Raw genomic sequence first — 18774 nt, forward strand, 5'->3', positions numbered from 1 at the left:
TTCTACGTCCGTTAGTAATGCGTAAACAGCCAAAATGAGCATAATAACGTATCTGATGTCCGTTAGCTCATCGCAAAAGTCACCTCAAACCTCCTAACGGACATACGATCCTCTATTTTGGAGAATTGGGCATAAATTCGAATCTAACGGACATACATTCCGCTATTTGAGCAAAAGGGAGTTAAAAACTAACTCATGGAGTCAAATAAGGGATTCTATGTCCTTTAGTAATGCGTAAACAGCCAAATTGAGCATAATAGCGTATCTGATGTCCGTTAGCTTATCTCAAGAGTCACCGCACACCTCTTAACGGACATATGATCCGCTATTTTGGAGAATTGAGCACAAATTTGAACCTAACGGACTTCATTCCGCTATTTGCGCAAAAGAGAGCTTAAAACTAGCAAGAGGAGCTTAATAAGGGATTCTATGTCCGTTAGTAATGCGTATAAAGGCAAAAGGAGCACAATAGCGTAATAGACTATCTAGTGTCCGTTAAACCTACTCCTTTCTCCCATCTCACAAGGTACCTCATCTCTATACATTCACAAGTTTAAGCATTCCGCTCCCAAACCAGCTAACAAATACAATGCTACTGGTTACCATCAACAAACCCCGCTCCCATGAAGTCTCACTTTTAAATAGCTCCCAGCAGTTAACTCCCACAACCCTCCACCAAACCACCTCCCACAAAACAAACAAAACCACCCTCAACCCGTTTCACTTATGGCGCACATCTGTTCCGCTTGTTATAATGAATATCTACTGTTTACTGCATGGGCGCAAAAAGGATTATTTTCGCGCACGCATGTAATTAACGATATTAATTATTTGAACATATACGAAGCAGCATGCTGCCTACGTTTTTGAGGAGGATCGGAATGGCTGGATATACTCCAATGATTTTGCAATACCTAGCTATAAAAGAAGAGGCGAAAGACGCTTTTTTATTTTTTCGATTAGGCGATTTTTATGAAATGTTTTTTGATGATGCAATAGCCGCTTCGCGCGAGCTGGAAATTACGCTGACAGGCCGAGAGGGCGGCGGCGAGCAAAAAATACCGATGTGCGGTGTACCCTATCATTCCGCTGAAAATTATATTAGCAGGCTAGTGGACAAAGGCTACAAGGTAGCCATCTGCGAGCAAGTCGAAGATCCGGCAGCGGCAAAAGGCGTTGTCCGCCGCGAAATTGTTCGGATCATTACACCCGGTACCGTTATGGAATCGAAGGCGCTTGACGGAAATACGAACAACTTTATTGCTGCAATCGTTCGCTCCCAAGGCCTGTTCGGTCTTTCGGCATGTGATTTATCGACAGGTGAGCTCTATGTAACCTCATTCCAAGAGCATGTCGAAGCGCTGATTGATGAAATAAATGTTTATCAGCCATCGGAGCTGGTCGGTGACAAGGAATTGCTTGATCGTGTTCAGGCTGCAGCCGTATGGAATAAGCAGCTGCTGTTAACCGCCCGTGATCCCATGGATGCGGACAAGCTTGCTGAGCAGTTCGGAGAGCAGGAGCTTGCCAAAATATCTGGAGCACGGCTGCTGGCGGTAAGTGTACTTACGGGTTATTTGGACGAAACACAAAAACGCTCGCTTGGACATGTGCGTTCGATAACGAGCTATGAGCCGAATCAGTATATGATTTTGGATCACTATACACGTAGAAATTTGGAGCTAACCGAGACGGTCCGCGATCGCAACAAGAAGGGCTCGCTTTTATGGCTGCTTGATCGTACACAAACGTCAATGGGAGCGCGGCTTCTGCGCCGCTGGATCGACAAACCGTTATTAAACAGCGCTGCCGTTGAAGCTCGTTTGGATGCAGTGGAGACCTTATACCTTAATTTAATTTTGAGAGATGACATACGCTCAGAGCTTCAGCCTATTTACGATCTTGAACGGCTTGTCGGCAGAGTAGCTTTTGGCAGCGCAAACGGGCGCGACTTAAATGCACTTCGCAGCTCGCTTCGCCGCATTCCGCAGTTGAYTGCTTTGTGTGAACAGTCTGGCTCAGAGGTCCTCAAAGCACTTGTGGATGGGACGGACAATTGCTCCGATTTAGCTGATCTGATTGAAACCGTGTTAGTCGACGATCCTCCAGTTACCATTAGAGAAGGCGGACTGATTCGAGCTGGCTATGATGACTATTTGGACCAGCTGCGCGAGGCAAGCACGAACGGCAAAAAATGGCTGGCTGAGCTCGAACGTCAAGAGCGCGAGGCAACAGGCATTAAAAATTTAAAAATCGGCTATAACCGCATTTTTGGCTATTACTTAGAAGTTTCTAAAGCAAATTTATCAAGCTTGCCTGAAGGCAGATATGAGCGCAAGCAAACATTGGCAAATGCGGAGCGATTTGTAACTCCTGAGCTCAAAGAGAAAGAGCGGCTGATTCTCGAAGCAGAGGATAAAATGGTCGATCTGGAGCATGAGCGTTTCATCGAGCTGCGTGATCATTTGTCGCAACACCTTCATCGGCTGCAGAAGGCCGCTGCGATTATCGCTGAGCTTGATGTTTACCAATCGCTGGCAACGGTCAGCGCTGAACATCGTTTTTCTCGTCCGCGCGTGACTGAGAATTATGATCTGCACATAGAGGATGGAAAACATCCTGTCGTAGAGGCGATGATGGATGGTACGCCATTTATTTCAAATGGTACTTCGCTCCATAAGGACGAGCAGTGGATGCTCTTGATCACAGGGCCTAATATGGCTGGTAAAAGCACATACATGCGCCAAGTCGCACTCATTTGCATCATGGCTCAGATGGGCTGTTTTGTTCCTGCTAAGTCAGCGGTTATTCCGTTAACTGATCGGATTTTTACACGAATTGGAGCGGCTGACGATCTTATCGGCGGGCAAAGCACCTTCATGGTTGAGATGAAGGATATCCAGCTAATGACAGAGAAAGCAACGGCGAACAGCCTTGTTATCATTGATGAGCTGGGCAGAGGCACCTCAACGGGTGAAGGAATGGCAATCGCACAAGCAGTTATTGAGTACGTCCACCATCATATTGGATGCAAAGCGCTGGTATCCACGCATTTCCATGAGCTGGCGCATCTCGAGGAATCTTTGCCATCTTTGACTAACGCACGTATGGCGGTTGAGGAAAGCGGCGATAATGTAACGTTTCTGCGAAAGCTGATTCCAGGTGCTGCAAGCACTAGTTACGGAATTTACTGTGCACAGCTTGCTGGACTGCCGCAATCGATCATTGGACGAGCGTATGAGCTGCTTGATGAGACAATAGCGCACGAAGCTCCAAAAGCAACAGCTGGCACTGAAAGTGCTGTTTCTAGCAATCGTTTCACTTACCCAGTACCGGAGGACTCTTCAGTGTTTTCCAATTCCAGCACTCGCAATGAGCGAGTAAAGGAAACCAGTGCAATGGTACAGCTTTCAATATTTGATGAGCCAGCAGCTGCTGTGGAAGCAGAGCCCGTGCGGAAGAAAGCGAATCCGAAAGCGGAGCAGCTGGCGGATCAATTGCGCAAGCTGGATTTGTTTAATTTGACGCCAATGCAAGCTATGCAGTGGCTTAACGATATGAAATCGAAATTAAATGACTAGTTTCGTGAAAGGGGGAACAGCAACGTCATGGCAAAAATTAATATATTGGATGAGCAGCTAGCCAACCAAATAGCCGCAGGAGAAGTGGTAGAGCGGCCTGCTTCAGTCGTCAAAGAGCTTGTTGAGAACGCGGTAGACGCTGGCAGTACAACGGTTGATATTATGATTGAAGAAGGCGGCTTATCGCTTATAAAGGTCATCGACAACGGCTACGGCATAGAGGCAGCCGATATCATAACCGCATTTCAGCGGCATGCGACGAGCAAAATATCTACAGCGAGCGACTTGTTCCGTATTGCGAGCCTTGGCTTTCGCGGAGAAGCGCTGCCGAGTATCGCAGCTGTTTCGAGGCTGCAGTGCACGTCTTCGGAAACGTCGACAGGACTTGCACGCCGGATTGTGATAGAGGGCGGCAAGGTTACCATTGATGAACCAGCAAATGCTCCGCAGGGCACGGAAATGACCGTGCGGGATTTATTTTACAATACACCTGCGCGCCTTAAATATATGAAGGCAATTCAGACGGAGCTAGGACATATTTCCGACTATATTAACCGCATCGCACTTGCTCATCCGGGCATAGCATTTACGTTCAAGCATAACGGGAATGTACTGCTTCGTACGCTCGGAACTGGTGATCGTCTTCAAGTCATTGCGGCCGTTTATGGCTCAAATACAGCGAAGGTGATGCTCAAGATCGAAGCAGAAACTTCAGATTACGAGCTGAGCGGCTATATCTCGAAGCCTGAACTCACGCGTGCGAATCGAAATGGGATTACTGCAATCGTTAATGGACGTTACATTCGCAGTCATACGATTAATCAGTCTTTGCTGCAGGCTTATCATACGCTGCTGCCGATCAATCGTTTTCCGCTTGCGATATTAGAAATAGGAATGCATCCAAGCTTGCTCGACGTAAACGTTCATCCATCCAAAATGGAGGTCAGGTTCAGTAAAGAACCGGAGCTTCGTACAATGATAGAGGATGCGATAAAAGCGGTGTTAGGTCGCCAGCGGCATATACCCGGCCCAGAATCAAGCAATAAGCTGGAGCGTTCAAAGCCATTGTTCGTTCAAGATGCGATTTCTTTCCATCGCCCTGAGCCCATGGCGGAATCGTTTAAGCCTTACCAACCAACAGCGACAAATAAGACTTCATCGACGCCTTATAAGCCGCCGGTTATTGATCGGGAATATGTTCCTAGGAATGCGGCAGAGAAGTTATATGCTCCTCCTCCAACGTTTCCTATTGACAGCTTTACTGTCCGTGAAGCTCCCACGCATATGGAGCAAGCGTCTAAAGATTCGGATTCTAATCTAAAATCACTTGAAACAGCCTTAGACACTGATTCGTTACAGAACGCTGCTCAAGAAGCCGCTGTGACCCTTGAATTCGCTGAGGCTCGAGCTTACCAGGCGGATSTGCCGCAAGAGGACCTTTTTGATGAGGCGCAGGCGCCAGTAGTTCAAGCCATGATCGCCGAGCTGCCATCAGAAGAAGAAACAGTAGAGGATCAACCATCCTTTCCTGAACTTCACTGGATTGGACAGCACCACGGCACCTACATTGTAGCGCAATCGGAGGATGGTCTTTATTTAATCGATCAGCATGCTGCGCATGAACGGATCAATTATGAATATTTCTTTCAAAAATTCGGAAATCCTGAGGCAGCTAGCCAACAATTGCTTGTTCCTTTAACACTTGAATTTACAGCAGGAGAAGCGATGCAATTAAAGGACCTTATTCCTATGTTCGCGCAAGCAGGCGTGGAGCTGGAGTCCTTCGGTCCTCAAACGTTTCTCGTTCGTTCCTACCCGGAATGGATGCCTCAAGGCGAGGAGCAATCCTTGCTTGAGGAAATGGCAGAACTGCTCATCTCCGAGCGAAAAACGATTGATATCGGCAAGCTTAGGGAAAAGGCGGCCATTATGTGCGCATGCAAAGCCTCCATTAAAGCAAATGATCGTATGAACCGTGAGGAAGGCGAGACACTCTTGACAAGACTTGCAAGCTGCAAACAGCCCTATACTTGTCCGCATGGCCGCCCAATCATTGTGCATCTATCGACCTATCAGCTCGAAAAAATGTTCAAGCGGGTGATGTCTTGATTGTTACAACGACGGCTAAGCCTTCAGAACGGGCTTTGGAGCAAGCAAGCCGGCTTTCTGAAGAGCTAGCCGCTTCGCTCAAAGCACGCGGAAACTTAACGGTCAACAAATTGTTATCGTTAAGCGATGACAGTCAGCTAATTGTCGTAACCGAAGAAGAGGTTCGTTATTATGACGGACAATCAGAGACGCCGCTTTATTTTCACCCCAGCATGGCATATGTGCGGGTAAAACGGCTGCGGCGCGGTGAAACAGATCCTCTTATCCAGCTTTCGGGATGTTTGGAAGGAGATCAAATCATTGATTGCACAGCAGGCCTTGCTTCGGATTCTCTAGTGTTTTCATATGCCTCTGGACCTAAAGGAGCTGTTACCGCGATTGAGAGCGAGCCTATCTTATGCGCTATCGTTCGAGAGGGTCTAGCTGGTTATGAAACTAGCCTTCCTGATGTGAATGAGGCAATGAGACGTATTGACATGAAGTGCTTGAATCATTTGGAATACTTAAAAGGATTGCCTGACAATAGTGTAGATATCGTTTATTTTGACCCTATGTTCCGTAAACCGATTAACGAATCCAGCTCGATGGAGCCGCTTCGCGGCATTGCAAATATGGACGCTTTGTCGCATGAAGTAATTGAGCAAGCAAAGCGTGTAGCAAGAAAAAGCGTAGTTTTAAAGGAGCATCAAGCTAGCGGTGAATTTGCAAGACTCGGATTTGAACGCAAGCATGTGAATACTTCGAAAATTGCATATGGAGTGATAAAGCTTTGAGTGAAGAAATAAACAATACGCAGTTAGATCAAGAAGGGCTTCCGATTCGTAAGCAGCCATTGCTGGTCCTCATTGGTCCTACAGCTGTAGGCAAAACACGAATGAGCTTAGATATTGCAAAAGCCTGGAATGCGGAGATCATATCGGGCGATTCCATGCAGGTTTATCGCGGCATGGATATTGGTACTGCCAAAATCGGACTTGAAGAGCGTGAAGGGATTCCTCATCACCTTATCGACATTTGTGAGCCGGACGAAGCATATTCTGCTGCTGATTTTCAAGCAGGAGCAACGAAAGCGATCGCGGAAATATCGGAGCGAGGAAAGCTGCCGTTTATCGTTGGGGGTACTGGCTTATATGTGGAGTCTGTTTGTTATCAGTTTCAGTTTGCAGAAATTGGTTCGGATGCTGCATTCCGGCAAGAGCAAGAGCATTATGCGGCTGAATTTGGCGCAGAAGCTTTGCATGCGCGCTTAGCTGCTATCGACCCTCCAGCAGGGCAGAGATTGCACCCAAATGACATGCGCCGCGTCATCCGTGCGCTGGAAGTTTATCACATGACTGGACAAACCTTCTCCGATCAGCAAGCCGGCCAAACTAAGGTGTCTCCATATGATCTTTGCATCATCGGTTTGACTATGGACCGTGCGGAGTTGTATCGTAGAATAGAGCTGCGGATAGATGAGATGATGAAGCTAGGTTTAGTAGATGAGGTGAGGCGCCTACTTGAGAGAGATTTGCCGCCTGCAGCGGTTGCTATGCAGGGTCTTGGCTACAAAGAGATTGCACAATATTTACAGGGAGAATGCTCATTGGAAGCAGCGGTAGAGCTACTGAAAAGAGATACGAGAAGGTTTGCAAAACGCCAGCTTTCCTGGTTCCGTCATATGAAAGACATTCATTGGATTGATATGGGGGAAAATTTTCACAACAATTTGCAATCTGTTCATGATATAATAGCAGGAAAGTTTCAAGTTAATCTTGAATATACTTCTAATCAATCTTTTTAAGACGGGGGTAACGTCCAATGAACAAATCGATCAATATTCAAGATACGTTCCTGAATCAGCTTCGCAAAGACAACATACCGGTTACGGTTTTTTTAATGAATGGCTTCCAAATTCGGGGCGTTATTAAAGCCCGCTCCAAGCTGGGTTGCTCTTTTCATTTTGTGGTAAAACTAGATTAGACAGACAATTGAACAACAGGAGGGGAGTCGGCTATGGCTGAACGACCAAGCAAAACAACTGCACCTAAAACTTCTAAACAAAAGAAGAAAAAGAAGATATCAGGAAAGAAATGGTTTTATGGATTATTTTTCACCGCTATAATCGCCATTGTATGCGGCTTGATTGGATACTTGCTTATCGTATTGAACGGTGAACGAGTTCTGACTGAAAATGCGAACAAGCTGACTATGGGTGAAGCATCCATCATTTATGATGTGAATGGGAATGAAATTTCACGATTGTCCGATCCAAATGAAAATCGTGAGATTGCTGAATTTTCGGAAATTCCAAAGCAACTGCTTGATGCTATTGTTGCAACAGAAGACCAACGTTTCTATGAGCATTCAGGAATCGATTTTTTTGCTATCGGACGTGCTGTTGTGAAGGACGTTATCGCACGCAGCGCTGTTGAGGGAGCGAGTACGATTACCCAGCAGCTTGCCAAAAACGTATTTCTAACCGCGGATAAGACGTTTTTCCGTAAAGCAACGGAAGCATCGATTGCGGTAGCGCTTGAGCACAAAATGACCAAGCAGGAAATCTTAACGATGTATTTGAATCGAATATTTTTTGGCAAGAGAGTACATGGCGTTAAGGAAGCAGCGAAGTATTATTTTGACACTGATCTTGATAAGCTGGAGCTTTGGCAGATTGCTACTATTGCCGCTATGCCGAAAGCGCCGAACCGCTACAATCCAATCAATCATCCTGAGGATTCGATGAACAGAAGAGCAGTTGTGCTTAAGCTTATGTTCGATCAAGGCTTGATTACGGCAGCAGAGATGGAAGAAGCGAAAGCGGTCGTGTATGAAATTCCTAAAAATCATGAAGAAAGAAATACCGAAAAGTATCCAGCATTTATTGATTATGTGGTTGAAGAAGCGATGGAGAAGACTGGGAAATCCGAGGAAGAGCTTCGGATYGGCGGTTTCCGGATTTATACGTCGCTAAACCCGCAAGCACAAGATACGATGGATACACAGTTTAACGATGATGACAACTTTGAGAAGAGCAAGGATGACCAACAGGTGCAAGGCGCAATGATCATTATTGATCACCGCGATGGCACGATTCAAGCCTTAACAGGCGGCAGAGATTACGTGAAAAAGGGACTTAACCGGGTAGAGGTTCCTCGCCAGCCAGGTTCAGCTTTCAAACCGATTATCTCATATGGTCCTGCTCTTGAGACGGGCAAGTATTATCCATGGACTGTACTTGCAAATGACAAGAAATGTTACGGCAGCTATTGCCCGACGGATAGATGGGGAGCAACTGCAGTTACGATGCAGCAGGCGATTAAGGATTCTCGAAATCTTGCCTCCGTTTGGATGCTGAATCAAGTAGGCTTGAAGCAAGGGTTTGCTTTTTCAAGCAAGCTTGGCATCGAGCTTGAGAAAGATGATCGTAATTTAACAGCAGCACTTGGGGGCTTGTCCAAAGGTGCAACGCCTATGCAAATGGCAACAGCTTACAGCGTGTTTGCGAACGGCGGCAGATCTGTTGATCCTCATGCGATTTCGAAGATTGAAGGCAAAAATAATTATAAATACGAATATAAAGCTCCACCTTCCAAGCAGCTCATGTCTGAAAGCACTGCCTATTATTTGACGGAGATGATGCAGACGGTTGTACAAAAGGGCGGTACGGGTACAAGAGCAGCAATTGATCGTCCATTGGCAGGGAAAACGGGTACTACTCAGCATGGTATTCCAGGCTACAAAGGCTCGGGTATTCGGGATGCCTGGTTTGTTGGCTACACGCCGGAGTGGACAGCAGCCGTATGGATGGGATACGATAAGACAAATGTGGAACATATCCTTAAGACAGGCAGCAGTCAAGCTGCTTCCATGTTCTCCAAGGTTATGAAACCTGCAATGAATGATGTAGCGAAGTCAAGCTTTAAGAAACCGCAAGGCATTAAAGAAAATAAACCGCCGGCAACGATAACAAATTTTAAAGCAGTATTTATTCCAGAAGAAATGAAGGTTCAATTGTCGTGGGATCCGTATCAGGATGGAAAGGTCACTTATCAGGTTTACCGCAAGGAAGCTTCAGAAAGTGACTTCATCCGCTTCGTAGACTCGCTCACTTCCACAGGGGTAGATGATATGAGTGCATTCCCGGGAATGACCTATGAATATTATGTTGTGGCTTATGATGCTGAGCAGGATTTGGAAAGTGCTCCATCTCAAAAAGTTAAGATCAGCATTCCTGAAACAGATGTGAATCCGGATGTGCCAATGGAGCCGAATCCAGATGAGCCGGGCGGAGTGGAGCCCACACCTCCAGTAGAAGGCGGTGATGGAGAACCGACGCTGCCTCCAACTGATGGTACAGGTCCAGGAACAACTGAGCCGCCAGGACCTGGAAACGGAACGGGTGAACCAACACCGACGCCAACTCCAAGCACTGGCACAAATACGAACAACAGCAACAATGCTCTAGGAAATACTGAAACCGGCGGCAATACGTAAGAAACGGGTGGTTAGCAATGGCGAATAGAAAGAGAGCACCATTCTTGTATTTAATCATTGTTGTCTCAGCAGTTATGGTTATAGCTGGCTGCGGCAAGGATGGGTCAGGAAGGGATAGTGCTTCAGCTTCAGCCAAGTTGATGAACTGGGACAAGATGCCTGATATGCAGATTGATCTCGACAAGTCGTACTTAGCAAAGTTTAAAACGACTAAAGGCGATTTTACAGTCAAGCTGTTTACGGAAGACGCGCCGGTAACGGTGAACAATTTTGTTTTTCTCGCTCGAGAAGGCTTTTATGATGGATTAACATTTCACCGTATTATTGAGTCTTTCATGATTCAAGGCGGAGATCCAAAAGGAAACGGATACGGTACTCCAGGTTATTCAATTCCAGATGAACTAAGCTCGGAAATGAAATACGAAGAAGGAATTGTTGCGATGGCAAACGCAAGCAAGCCTAATTCGGGTGGCAGCCAATTTTTTATTTGCACGGGACCTGATGCTGCAAATTTAAACCGCGAGCCTAATTATACGATTTTCGGCAAGGTGGAGAGTGGCATGGATGTTGTAAAAGCCATTTCGAAGACACCTTTGAAAAACAACTTGCCAACTGAAAAGATCGTCATTGATTCGATTGAAATCGTTGAGCAATAAGAGGAATACCGCCTTTCGGGGCGGTATTCTTTTTATTTTATGGCAAAGAGCTTGGTTTATTTTGGCTGTCGGCTGGAGATGGACGTTAAGTTATGGTAATCTTTTTTTATAGGTAAATTTCAACTGTCGTTGGTCGCAAAATGTTCGTTGTGTAAACAAAGCCAAGAAGAGCTGTGCAGGTTGCTTGCGAGCTTTTCCCAAATGAACGGAAGGGTACGTTCCGTATGAAGAGAAAATTTTCAGACCGARCTAACTGGCGGCGTATCTTGCGTAAGAGCTATACGTGCCTAGCGCTGGACGGTGAAGAGTTCAAAGGTCTCGTGACGTTTTACCGGATTCATGAATTGCGTGAGCCGTTATGGAAGGAATATAACGGACGTAGATTATGTTTGGCAGATCGCGGATACTTGTGGATGCAGCATTTTCCTAGAGGCGAGCATTTTGTCGTCACGACGATGTTTGACGACAAGGGACGCGTCGTGCAATGGTATATCGATGTTTGCAAAACGCAAGGCTTAACCGATCAGCAGGTGCCTTGGTTCGATGATTTATATTTGGACGTGGTTGTGCTGCCTAGCGGCGAGGTATTTCTCATGGACGAGGATGAGCTGGAGGATGCCTTAAGGCAAGGTGATGTTAATGGCAAGGATGTTGCACTTGCTCGCAAAACAGCAGGAAAATTACTATCGAGCATACGAAACGGACGGTTCCGGTATTTTACGCTGAGCCTTAAGCATCGCAAGAGCTTGCTTGCAAAAACCGGGGAATTAAGCGAATCATGAGGAAGGCAACCGTCTCAAGGAGCAGCCCGCGCAGAAGATCGAAGAAAAAGCGTCCGTGGCTGCTCTTGTTTCGTGTTGTTGCCTGGTTAATATGTGCAGGCGTGTTCTGGTGTGGATATTTACTGTGGTTAATTAATGGTTTCGATACGAATAAGCCGCTTGTTCCATCGGATGCAGGCATCGTTCTTGGTGCTGCTTTGTGGAATGATGTGCCAAGTCCAGCACTGAAGGAACGGCTTGACCTTGCTTGGCAATTATACAAGGCGGGTACGGTAGACAAGCTTATTTTGACAGGTGGATTGGATGGCAACGGTTCAAAGAAAACAGAAGCCGAGGGTATGAGGGACTATCTCATAACAAAAGGTATTTCAGCTGACAAGCTGTTGCTAGAAAATAAAGCGACCAGCACGTACGAAAATCTTGAATTCAGCAAGAAGATCGCAGAGCAGCAAGGCCTGTCAACACTAATTGTCATCACTCATGATTATCATGCTGCAAGATCGACGGAGATAGCCAAAAAGCTTGATTTTGTTCAGTTTCAAGTCGCTGGTACAAAGTCAAAGGTGCTAAATCCTGTCTATAATGAGTCGCGTGAAGTACTAGCTTTTACAAAGTGGAAGCTCGACTCTCTATTGCTTAGTCTCGGATTTCACTCTTCCGATTCGAAGCTGTAAATCTGCTAATATGCTGCTGCAAAGTAGAATAAACTTGTAGTGCGGTTAGCCGCTACAGCTTTCGAAGCAAAGGATAGGTGATGCCACAGATGAGTGGACACGTCAAATCGGGATCCGGCAATGGCACTGCAAGGCCTTCCCGTCAAATCAATGTGGTCCTAAGAACGCAAGAAACATTTCAGACTGGGGCCTCTGCTCCTGCTTTAGAGACAGAACCGCTGCCTGCAGTGAAGCCGCTGCCGGGCRTCGATCATTATGCTGACATTCAGAAAGAGCTTGAACCGATGATTGGCATGGACAACGTGAAATCTCTTGTGTACGAAATATATGCGTTGCTTTATATTAGCCGAATGCGTTCTGAAGCAGGATTATTTGGCGGCTCTCATGTGTATCATATGATTTTTAAAGGCAATCCAGGGACAGGAAAAACAACAATCGCCCGCATCGTCGCGAAGCTGTTTCAAAAGATGGGTGTACTCACCAAAGGACATTTGATTGAGGTGGAGCGAGCTGATCTTGTTGGCGAATATATTGGACATACCGCTCAGAAGACGCGAGATCTCGTTCGAAAAGCAATCGGCGGAGTGTTGTTTGTTGATGAAGCGTACAGTCTAGCTCGAGGCGGAGAAAAAGATTTTGGCAAGGAAGCGATCGATACGCTTGTAAAAGCAATGGAGGATCACAAAAATCATTTTGTGCTCATACTTGCGGGTTATCCTGCCGAAATCGACGATTTTTTGCTCACAAATCCAGGCTTGCCGTCACGTTTTCCGATCCAAATCGAGTTTCCGGATTATTCGGTTGATCAACTGATTCAGATTAGTGAGCTCATGGCTAAGGACCGTGATTATATATTGCAGCCTCAGACCATATTTAAACTAAGACAGCATTTAATGCAGGAAAAGCTAAACACCATGTTCTCGTTCAGCAATGCCAGGTATGTTCGAAATGTAATAGAGAAAGCGATCAGGTTTCAGGCCGTTCGTTTGCTTACGCAGTATGCCAGTTCCGTTCCCGCTAAGCAGGAATTAATGACGATTAGACCAGATGATTTAAAGTGGGACACGAAACCAATATGATTGCGTAGTTTAGAAGGAGTATGAGATGAGCGAGATAACATTCGATACGAATACGAACATGATTGAAAAAGCGATACTGATTAGCTTAGTTACGTCAAAAGACAAGCGGAAAGGCGGAGACCCCGAGCTGTCGCTGCAGGAGCTTGTACAGCTGACGGAAACAGCAGGGGTTGAAGTGCTGACGACCATTACGCAAAACAAAGAAACCGTCGATTCCAAATGGTTTATCGGCAAAGGAAAAGTACAAGAAGTAAAGGCTCTAGCTGATGAACTGGGCGCTACAACGGCTATCTTTGATCAAGAGCTGTCCGGCGCTCAGGTTCGCAATTTGGAAGAATCACTGGATTTGAAAATCGTTGACCGCACCCAGCTGATTTTGGATATTTTCGCAGGTCGTGCCAAAACGCGCGAAGGTATTATTCAGGTTGAGCTGGCCCAGCTCAGCTATCTTTTGCCGCGTCTATCTGGACAAAGCAAAAACCTGTCACGTCTTGGCGGAGGCATTGGTACCCGCGGTCCAGGTGAAACGAAACTCGAGACGGATCGCCGTCATATTCGTGATCGGATTTTTGACCTGAAGACGGTGCTTGACGAGGTTGTACGCCACCGTAAATTGCATCGCGAGCGTCGCAAAAAATCCGGCGCCATTCAAGTAGCTCTTGTTGGCTATACGAATGCCGGGAAATCGACGCTGCTTCGCGAGCTTACTCATGCAGATGTGTATGTAGAAAATCAATTGTTCGCAACGCTTGATCCCACCTCAAGAACACTTGAGCTGCCAAATGGCCGAGAAATTATACTTACAGATACGGTAGGTTTTATTCAAAACTTGCCGACAGATCTTGTAGCAGCATTTCGGGCGACGTTAGAAGAGGTATGCGAGGCTGATCTAGTGCTTCATGTCATCGACAGCAGCTCTCCAATGCGGGATGAGCAAATTGCAGTCGTTAACAAAATTTTAGGTGAGCTTGGCGCCGCGGATAAACCCTATATTATGGTCTACAATAAGAAAGATATGTGTGTAAATAACGGTTCATTAGCAGATTTGCCGATTACTAGCGGCGACAATCTTGTCATCAGCGCGTACGATGCTGGGGATCTAGAGCTATTAAAGCAAACCGTGCAAGATAAGCTCAGCGGAGACGTAGTAGTCTTCAACGTACCGGCAGAACGTGGAGATTTGATCGCACTTGCTTATCGAAGCGGTGAGGTTATCAATCAAGAAGTGAATGAAGAAAGCTTACGACTTACCGTTCATGTGAGTAAGCAGGAATACGAGCAGCACGGTCATCGTTTGAAACAATATATTGAGTAGGGTTTGCTTACGAAGTAGTTTTGCTGCGCAAAACTTTAAGGAGAAGATATCATAATGAACAGGCAACATGTAAACCAAAGACTATGGGAGCACCTAGAGCAGCTAGCAGAGCAGTCCGAGGTGCTTGCCTCAGAAGCTTTTCGCAGCATTGACAAGATAGCTGAGCGGAATCAGTGGAAGGTCATAGAAGCGTTTCAACATCACAAAGTAAGCGATTTTCATTTTACCGGTTCAACGGGATATGGCTATAATGATCGCGGACGTGAAATACTTGATCTTGTTTACGCAGAGGTAATGGGAGCGGAAGYGGCTATCGTTAGGCCGCATTTCGTTTCTGGAACACATACGATCAGCTGTGCCTTATTTGGAGTGCTGCGCCCTGGGGATGAGCTCCTGTACGTTACGGGAAGACCTTACGATACGCTGCATAAAGTTATCGGGAAGCCTGGAGACGGCATGGGCTCCTTGCAGGATTGGGGCGTGAAATATTCTGAGGTAGCGCTCCTTGAGGATGGTGGATTGGACTGGGCTCAAATTGAGCAAGCGATCTCGGAAAAAACGAAGGTCATCGGTATTCAGCGCTCGCGTGGTTACGATTGGAGAGCTTCATTTACCGTTTCGGAGATTGAAACTATCGTAAATAGGGTAAAAGCAATAAAGCCGGACCTGATTGTTTTTGTGGACAATTGTTATGGTGAATTTACAGAGCTGCTCGAGCCTACTCAAGTTGGAGTAGATTTGATGGCGGGCTCGCTTATCAAAAACCCAGGCGGGGGCTTAGCTGAAACGGGTGGTTATATTGCCGGGAAAGCTTTTGCCGTCGAAGCTGCTGCTTACCGCTTGACTGCTCCGGGCATCGGCGGCGAGGTAGGCGCAATGTTAGGCACGCTTCGCTCCATGTTCCAAGGTTTATTTTTAGCCCCTCATTTGGTCGGACAAGCGATCAAAGGAAGTGTGCTTGCTGCTGCTTTATTTGAAGAGCTTGGGTTCGAAACAAAACCGAGATGGAATGAGCCGCGTACAGATCTCATCCAAGCGGTTCGTTTTGGACAAGCTGATCATTTAATCGCTTTTGTTCAAGGGATACAGCAGGCAGCTGCTGTTGATTCGCATGTGGTTCCCGAGCCTTGGGATATGCCTGGATATGAGAATGCTGTCATTATGGCGGCAGGAACGTTCATTCAAGGAGGCAGTTTAGAGCTATCAGCTGATGCTCCAATACGCGAACCTTACATTGCATATATGCAGGGTGGACTGACGTATGCTCACGCTAAATATGGTGTTTTAACCGCATTATATCGCCTTGTAGACAGTGGTTTAATTGTGATTAAACCTTACATAACTTGACACATTTGCGTTGTAACGGTTAGAATGAACATATAAAAGAGCGACTGGAAGGTTGATGCGACATGGCTGATGATATTCGCAGAAATATGGCCTTATTTCCCATCGGCATCGTTATGAAGCTGACGGATTTAACAGCCCGCCAAATCCGTTATTACGAGCAGCATGAACTAATCGTTCCTGCAAGAACAGCAGGCAATCAGCGGTTATTTTCATTTAATGACGTAGAACGGCTTTTGGAAATTAAATCGTTAATTGAGAAGGGCGTTAATATCGCCGGCATTAAGCAAGTAATGAATCCTGTATCCAAGGAATCTGATGATGCGACAATTGTCAGTGAGCAATCGGAAGTGAAGCGCCGTGAGCTATCCGATCAGCAGCTTCACCGACTGCTTAAACAGCAATTGCTGGAGAAGAGACCTGGACAAGCTTCGCTAATTCAAGGACAATTGACTCGTTTCTTAAATAAGCGCTAATTTAACATGATAACTATTGCTTCGCAAACTAAGGAGATGATTCTGTGAGTTACACTAAAGACGATATTAGACGTATAGCACAGGAACAAAATGTTCGATTTATTCGTTTGCAGTTTACGGATTTGCTCGGAACAATTAAAAATGTTGAAATTCCTGTAAGCCAGCTTGAAAAAGCGTTGGATAACAAAATGATGTTCGATGGTTCTTCTATCGAAGGTTATGTACGTATTGAAGAATCAGATATGTATCTGTATCCTGATCTTGATACATGGGTTGTATTCCCATGGGTAACACAAGATCGTGTTGCTCGCTTGATCTGTGATATTTACATGCCAGACGGAACGCCATTCGCTGGAGATCCGCGCGGTATTTTGAAACGTGCATTGAAGGAAGCAGAAGATCTAGGATACACAGCAATGAACGTTGGTCCAGAACCGGAATTTTTCTTGTTCAAAACAGATGAGCGCGGTGAACCTACGACTGAGCTTAATGACCAAGGCGGTTACTTCGACTTAGCGCCTATGGATATGGGTGAGAACTGTCGCCGTGAAATCGTCTTGACACTTGAAGAAATGGGCTTCGAGATTGAAGCATCCCATCATGAAGTGGCACCAGGCCAGCATGAGATCGACTTTAAATATGCCGATGCGATTAAAGCGGCTGACCAAATTCAAACATTTAAGCTAGTCGTAAAAACAGTTGCTCGCGAGCATGGCTTGCATGCATCATTTATGCCTAAACCGTTGTTTGGCGTGAACGGTTCGGGTATGCACTGTCACCAATCGTTGTTTAAAGGCGATACAAACGTGTTTTACGATGAGAAGGACAAGCTTGGCCTAAGTGCTGCTGCTCGTCACTACATGGCAGGAATCCTGCTTCATGCGCGTGCAATGGCTGCTATTACGAATCCAACAATTAACTCCTATAAACGTCTTGTGCCTGGTTATGAAGCGCCTTGTTATGTAGCATGGTCTGCAAGCAACCGCTCGCCAATGATCCGTATTCCTGCTTCGCGCGGTCTTAGCACACGTGTAGAAGTACGGAATCCTGATCCAGCTGCCAACCCGTATTTGGCACTTGCTGTAATGCTCAGAGCTGGTCTTGACGGCATTCAAAACAAGCTACCTTTACCAGCACCAACAGATCGGAACATCTATATTATGACAGAGGAAGAGCGTCAGGATGCAGGCATCCCGAGCTTACCGCTTGATTTGAAAGAAGCACTGGATGAAATGCTCAGAAGTGATATCATCTGCGATGCGCTGGGTGATCATGCTCTTGCACATTTCTACGAGCTTAAAGAAATCGAGTGGGATATGTACCGTACACAAGTTCACCAATGGGAACGCGATCAGTATTTGACTCTTTACTAAAATTCAAAAACCTCAACGCTGCTGGCGTTGAGGTTTCTTTTTTTGCGTTCAGTTATACAGCTTAAATAAAGCCTAATGAAGTGAAGGCACAGGCATTTGCTAATCATATGTCGGTAAATAACCTATAACATCGCTCAGAAACGTCTATGATGCGCTGAGTTCGGTTTTAGAGATTATAAGAGCCATATTTAAGCAGTGGACTCAAAACGCGTCTAAAGAAAAGTATACAGGTCTAAGAGCTACGGTCTAGTGCTTGTATTTAGATGATATATATGCGTCATTTGTAAAATAAACTTTTATAGGATCAGCCCAACACATGGATAATGTGTTCGTGGCTGGTCTTTTTAGGTTGACTAGAGCCAGTACCACATAGAGTTAGTACTATTCGAGTGGTTATATTGTTGTTATATTCATAACAGTTAATCAACCCAAGCTAATAAACGAAATCGTGTCATATATCTTAAACTCAAAAACGGCCTAACTATAACCTGGATATTCTACGATAAATGAGGTGAGCATCATGTCAGAAACTAGAATAGATGAAGAAACTAATAGCAATATTTATGTGCTGCTTACGGACACGGGCACATGGTTTACTCGAATGATCAAATTATTTACTGGTGCACCCTATAATCACGCTTCACTTGCACTGGATATAAATCTAAAGAATATATACAGCTTTGGGCGTAAACGTGCGAACAACCCGTTAATCGCTGGATTTGTCAAAGAAAACGTCTATACTGGGACGTTTCGATATTTCCCTAATACGCGCTGTRTTCTTCTGAAGATTGCTTTATCAGAAAAACAACATGCCGCATTGCTTCAATACATTCGTGAGTTTGAAAAAAATAAAGAAAATTACCGATACAATTTAATCGGATTGTTAGGTGTACTGCTTGAGCTTAATAT

At 45.6% G+C, this 18774-nt stretch carries 13 protein-coding genes and 2 pseudogenes; all 15 read left to right on the forward strand.

The genetic code is table 11. From position 1 onward, the window contains the following. The first annotated feature begins 881 nt into the window (after positions 1 to 881). The gene (gene mutS, locus AB4Z17_RS27825; RefSeq protein WP_441963402.1) at positions 882 to 3581 is read left to right on the forward strand and encodes a DNA mismatch repair protein MutS; all 2700 of its coding nucleotides are present in this window, start codon (positions 882 to 884) and stop codon (positions 3579 to 3581) included. A gap of 27 nt (positions 3582 to 3608) precedes the next feature. Beyond that, positions 3609 to 5690, forward strand: coding sequence for a DNA mismatch repair endonuclease MutL (gene mutL / locus AB4Z17_RS27830; protein WP_441963404.1), 2082 nt, complete (start codon positions 3609 to 3611; stop codon positions 5688 to 5690). Continuing rightward, entirely contained in the window at positions 5687 to 6463 is a 777-nt protein-coding gene (locus tag AB4Z17_RS27835; protein WP_441907510.1) for a class I SAM-dependent methyltransferase, read from the forward strand. The genes mutL and AB4Z17_RS27835 overlap by 4 nt, the downstream gene beginning before the upstream one ends. Next, a complete protein-coding gene (gene miaA, locus AB4Z17_RS27840) occupies positions 6460 to 7473 on the forward strand; it encodes a tRNA (adenosine(37)-N6)-dimethylallyltransferase MiaA (protein WP_441963405.1) in 1014 nt (337 codons plus the stop codon). The genes AB4Z17_RS27835 and miaA overlap by 4 nt, the downstream gene beginning before the upstream one ends. A 17-nt stretch (positions 7474 to 7490) precedes the next feature. Then, positions 7491 to 7604 (forward strand): annotated as a pseudogene (locus tag AB4Z17_RS27845) (RNA chaperone Hfq); the annotation flags it as partial. Between the two features lie 81 nt (positions 7605 to 7685). Next, positions 7686 to 10166, forward strand: coding sequence for a PBP1A family penicillin-binding protein (locus tag AB4Z17_RS27850; RefSeq protein WP_441963407.1), 2481 nt, complete (start codon positions 7686 to 7688; stop codon positions 10164 to 10166). A gap of 17 nt (positions 10167 to 10183) precedes the next feature. Then, the gene (locus tag AB4Z17_RS27855) at positions 10184 to 10822 is read left to right on the forward strand and encodes a peptidylprolyl isomerase (protein WP_441963408.1); all 639 of its coding nucleotides are present in this window, start codon (positions 10184 to 10186) and stop codon (positions 10820 to 10822) included. A 224-nt stretch (positions 10823 to 11046) separates the two neighbouring features. After that, positions 11047 to 11604 carry a DUF402 domain-containing protein gene (locus AB4Z17_RS27860; protein ID WP_441963410.1) on the forward strand — a complete coding sequence of 186 codons (558 nt, stop codon included), beginning with the start codon at positions 11047 to 11049 and terminating at the stop codon, positions 11602 to 11604. Continuing rightward, entirely contained in the window at positions 11601 to 12278 is a 678-nt protein-coding gene (locus tag AB4Z17_RS27865; RefSeq protein ID WP_441907514.1) for a YdcF family protein, read from the forward strand. The genes AB4Z17_RS27860 and AB4Z17_RS27865 overlap by 4 nt, the downstream gene beginning before the upstream one ends. A gap of 89 nt (positions 12279 to 12367) precedes the next feature. Beyond that, the gene (locus tag AB4Z17_RS27870) at positions 12368 to 13357 is read left to right on the forward strand and encodes an AAA family ATPase (protein WP_441963412.1); all 990 of its coding nucleotides are present in this window, start codon (positions 12368 to 12370) and stop codon (positions 13355 to 13357) included. Positions 13358 to 13382: 25 nt separating this feature from the next. After that, entirely contained in the window at positions 13383 to 14672 is a 1290-nt protein-coding gene (gene hflX / locus AB4Z17_RS27875; protein WP_441963413.1) for a GTPase HflX, read from the forward strand. 54 nt (positions 14673 to 14726) lie between these two features. Further along, positions 14727 to 16019, forward strand: coding sequence for a methionine gamma-lyase family protein (locus tag AB4Z17_RS27880; RefSeq protein ID WP_441963415.1), 1293 nt, complete (start codon positions 14727 to 14729; stop codon positions 16017 to 16019). A 62-nt stretch (positions 16020 to 16081) separates the two neighbouring features. Next, positions 16082 to 16492: a MerR family transcriptional regulator gene (locus AB4Z17_RS27885; protein WP_053376247.1), complete on the forward strand. Its 411-nt coding sequence runs from the start codon at positions 16082 to 16084 to the stop codon at positions 16490 to 16492. A gap of 44 nt (positions 16493 to 16536) precedes the next feature. Further along, a complete protein-coding gene (glnA, locus tag AB4Z17_RS27890; protein ID WP_076265805.1) occupies positions 16537 to 17865 on the forward strand; it encodes a type I glutamate--ammonia ligase in 1329 nt (442 codons plus the stop codon). Between the two features lie 520 nt (positions 17866 to 18385). Next, positions 18386 to 18774 (forward strand): annotated as a pseudogene (locus AB4Z17_RS27895) (hypothetical protein); the annotation flags it as partial.

This window comes from Paenibacillus sp. TAF43_2, assembly GCF_052113545.1.
In the GTDB taxonomy this organism is placed as follows: domain Bacteria; phylum Bacillota; class Bacilli; order Paenibacillales; family Paenibacillaceae; genus Pristimantibacillus.

Excerpts from the sequence above, each read along its gene's own strand:
- hflX (WP_441963413.1), top strand. The coding sequence starts at position 13,383 with ATGAGCGAGATAACATTCGATACGAATACGAACATGATTGAAAAAGCG.
- AB4Z17_RS27865 (WP_441907514.1), top strand. The coding sequence starts at position 11,601 with ATGAGGAAGGCAACCGTCTCAAGGAGCAGCCCGCGCAGAAGATCGAAG.
- AB4Z17_RS27855 (WP_441963408.1), top strand. The coding sequence starts at position 10,184 with ATGGCGAATAGAAAGAGAGCACCATTCTTGTATTTAATCATTGTTGTC.
- AB4Z17_RS27885 (WP_053376247.1), top strand. The coding sequence starts at position 16,082 with ATGGCTGATGATATTCGCAGAAATATGGCCTTATTTCCCATCGGCATC.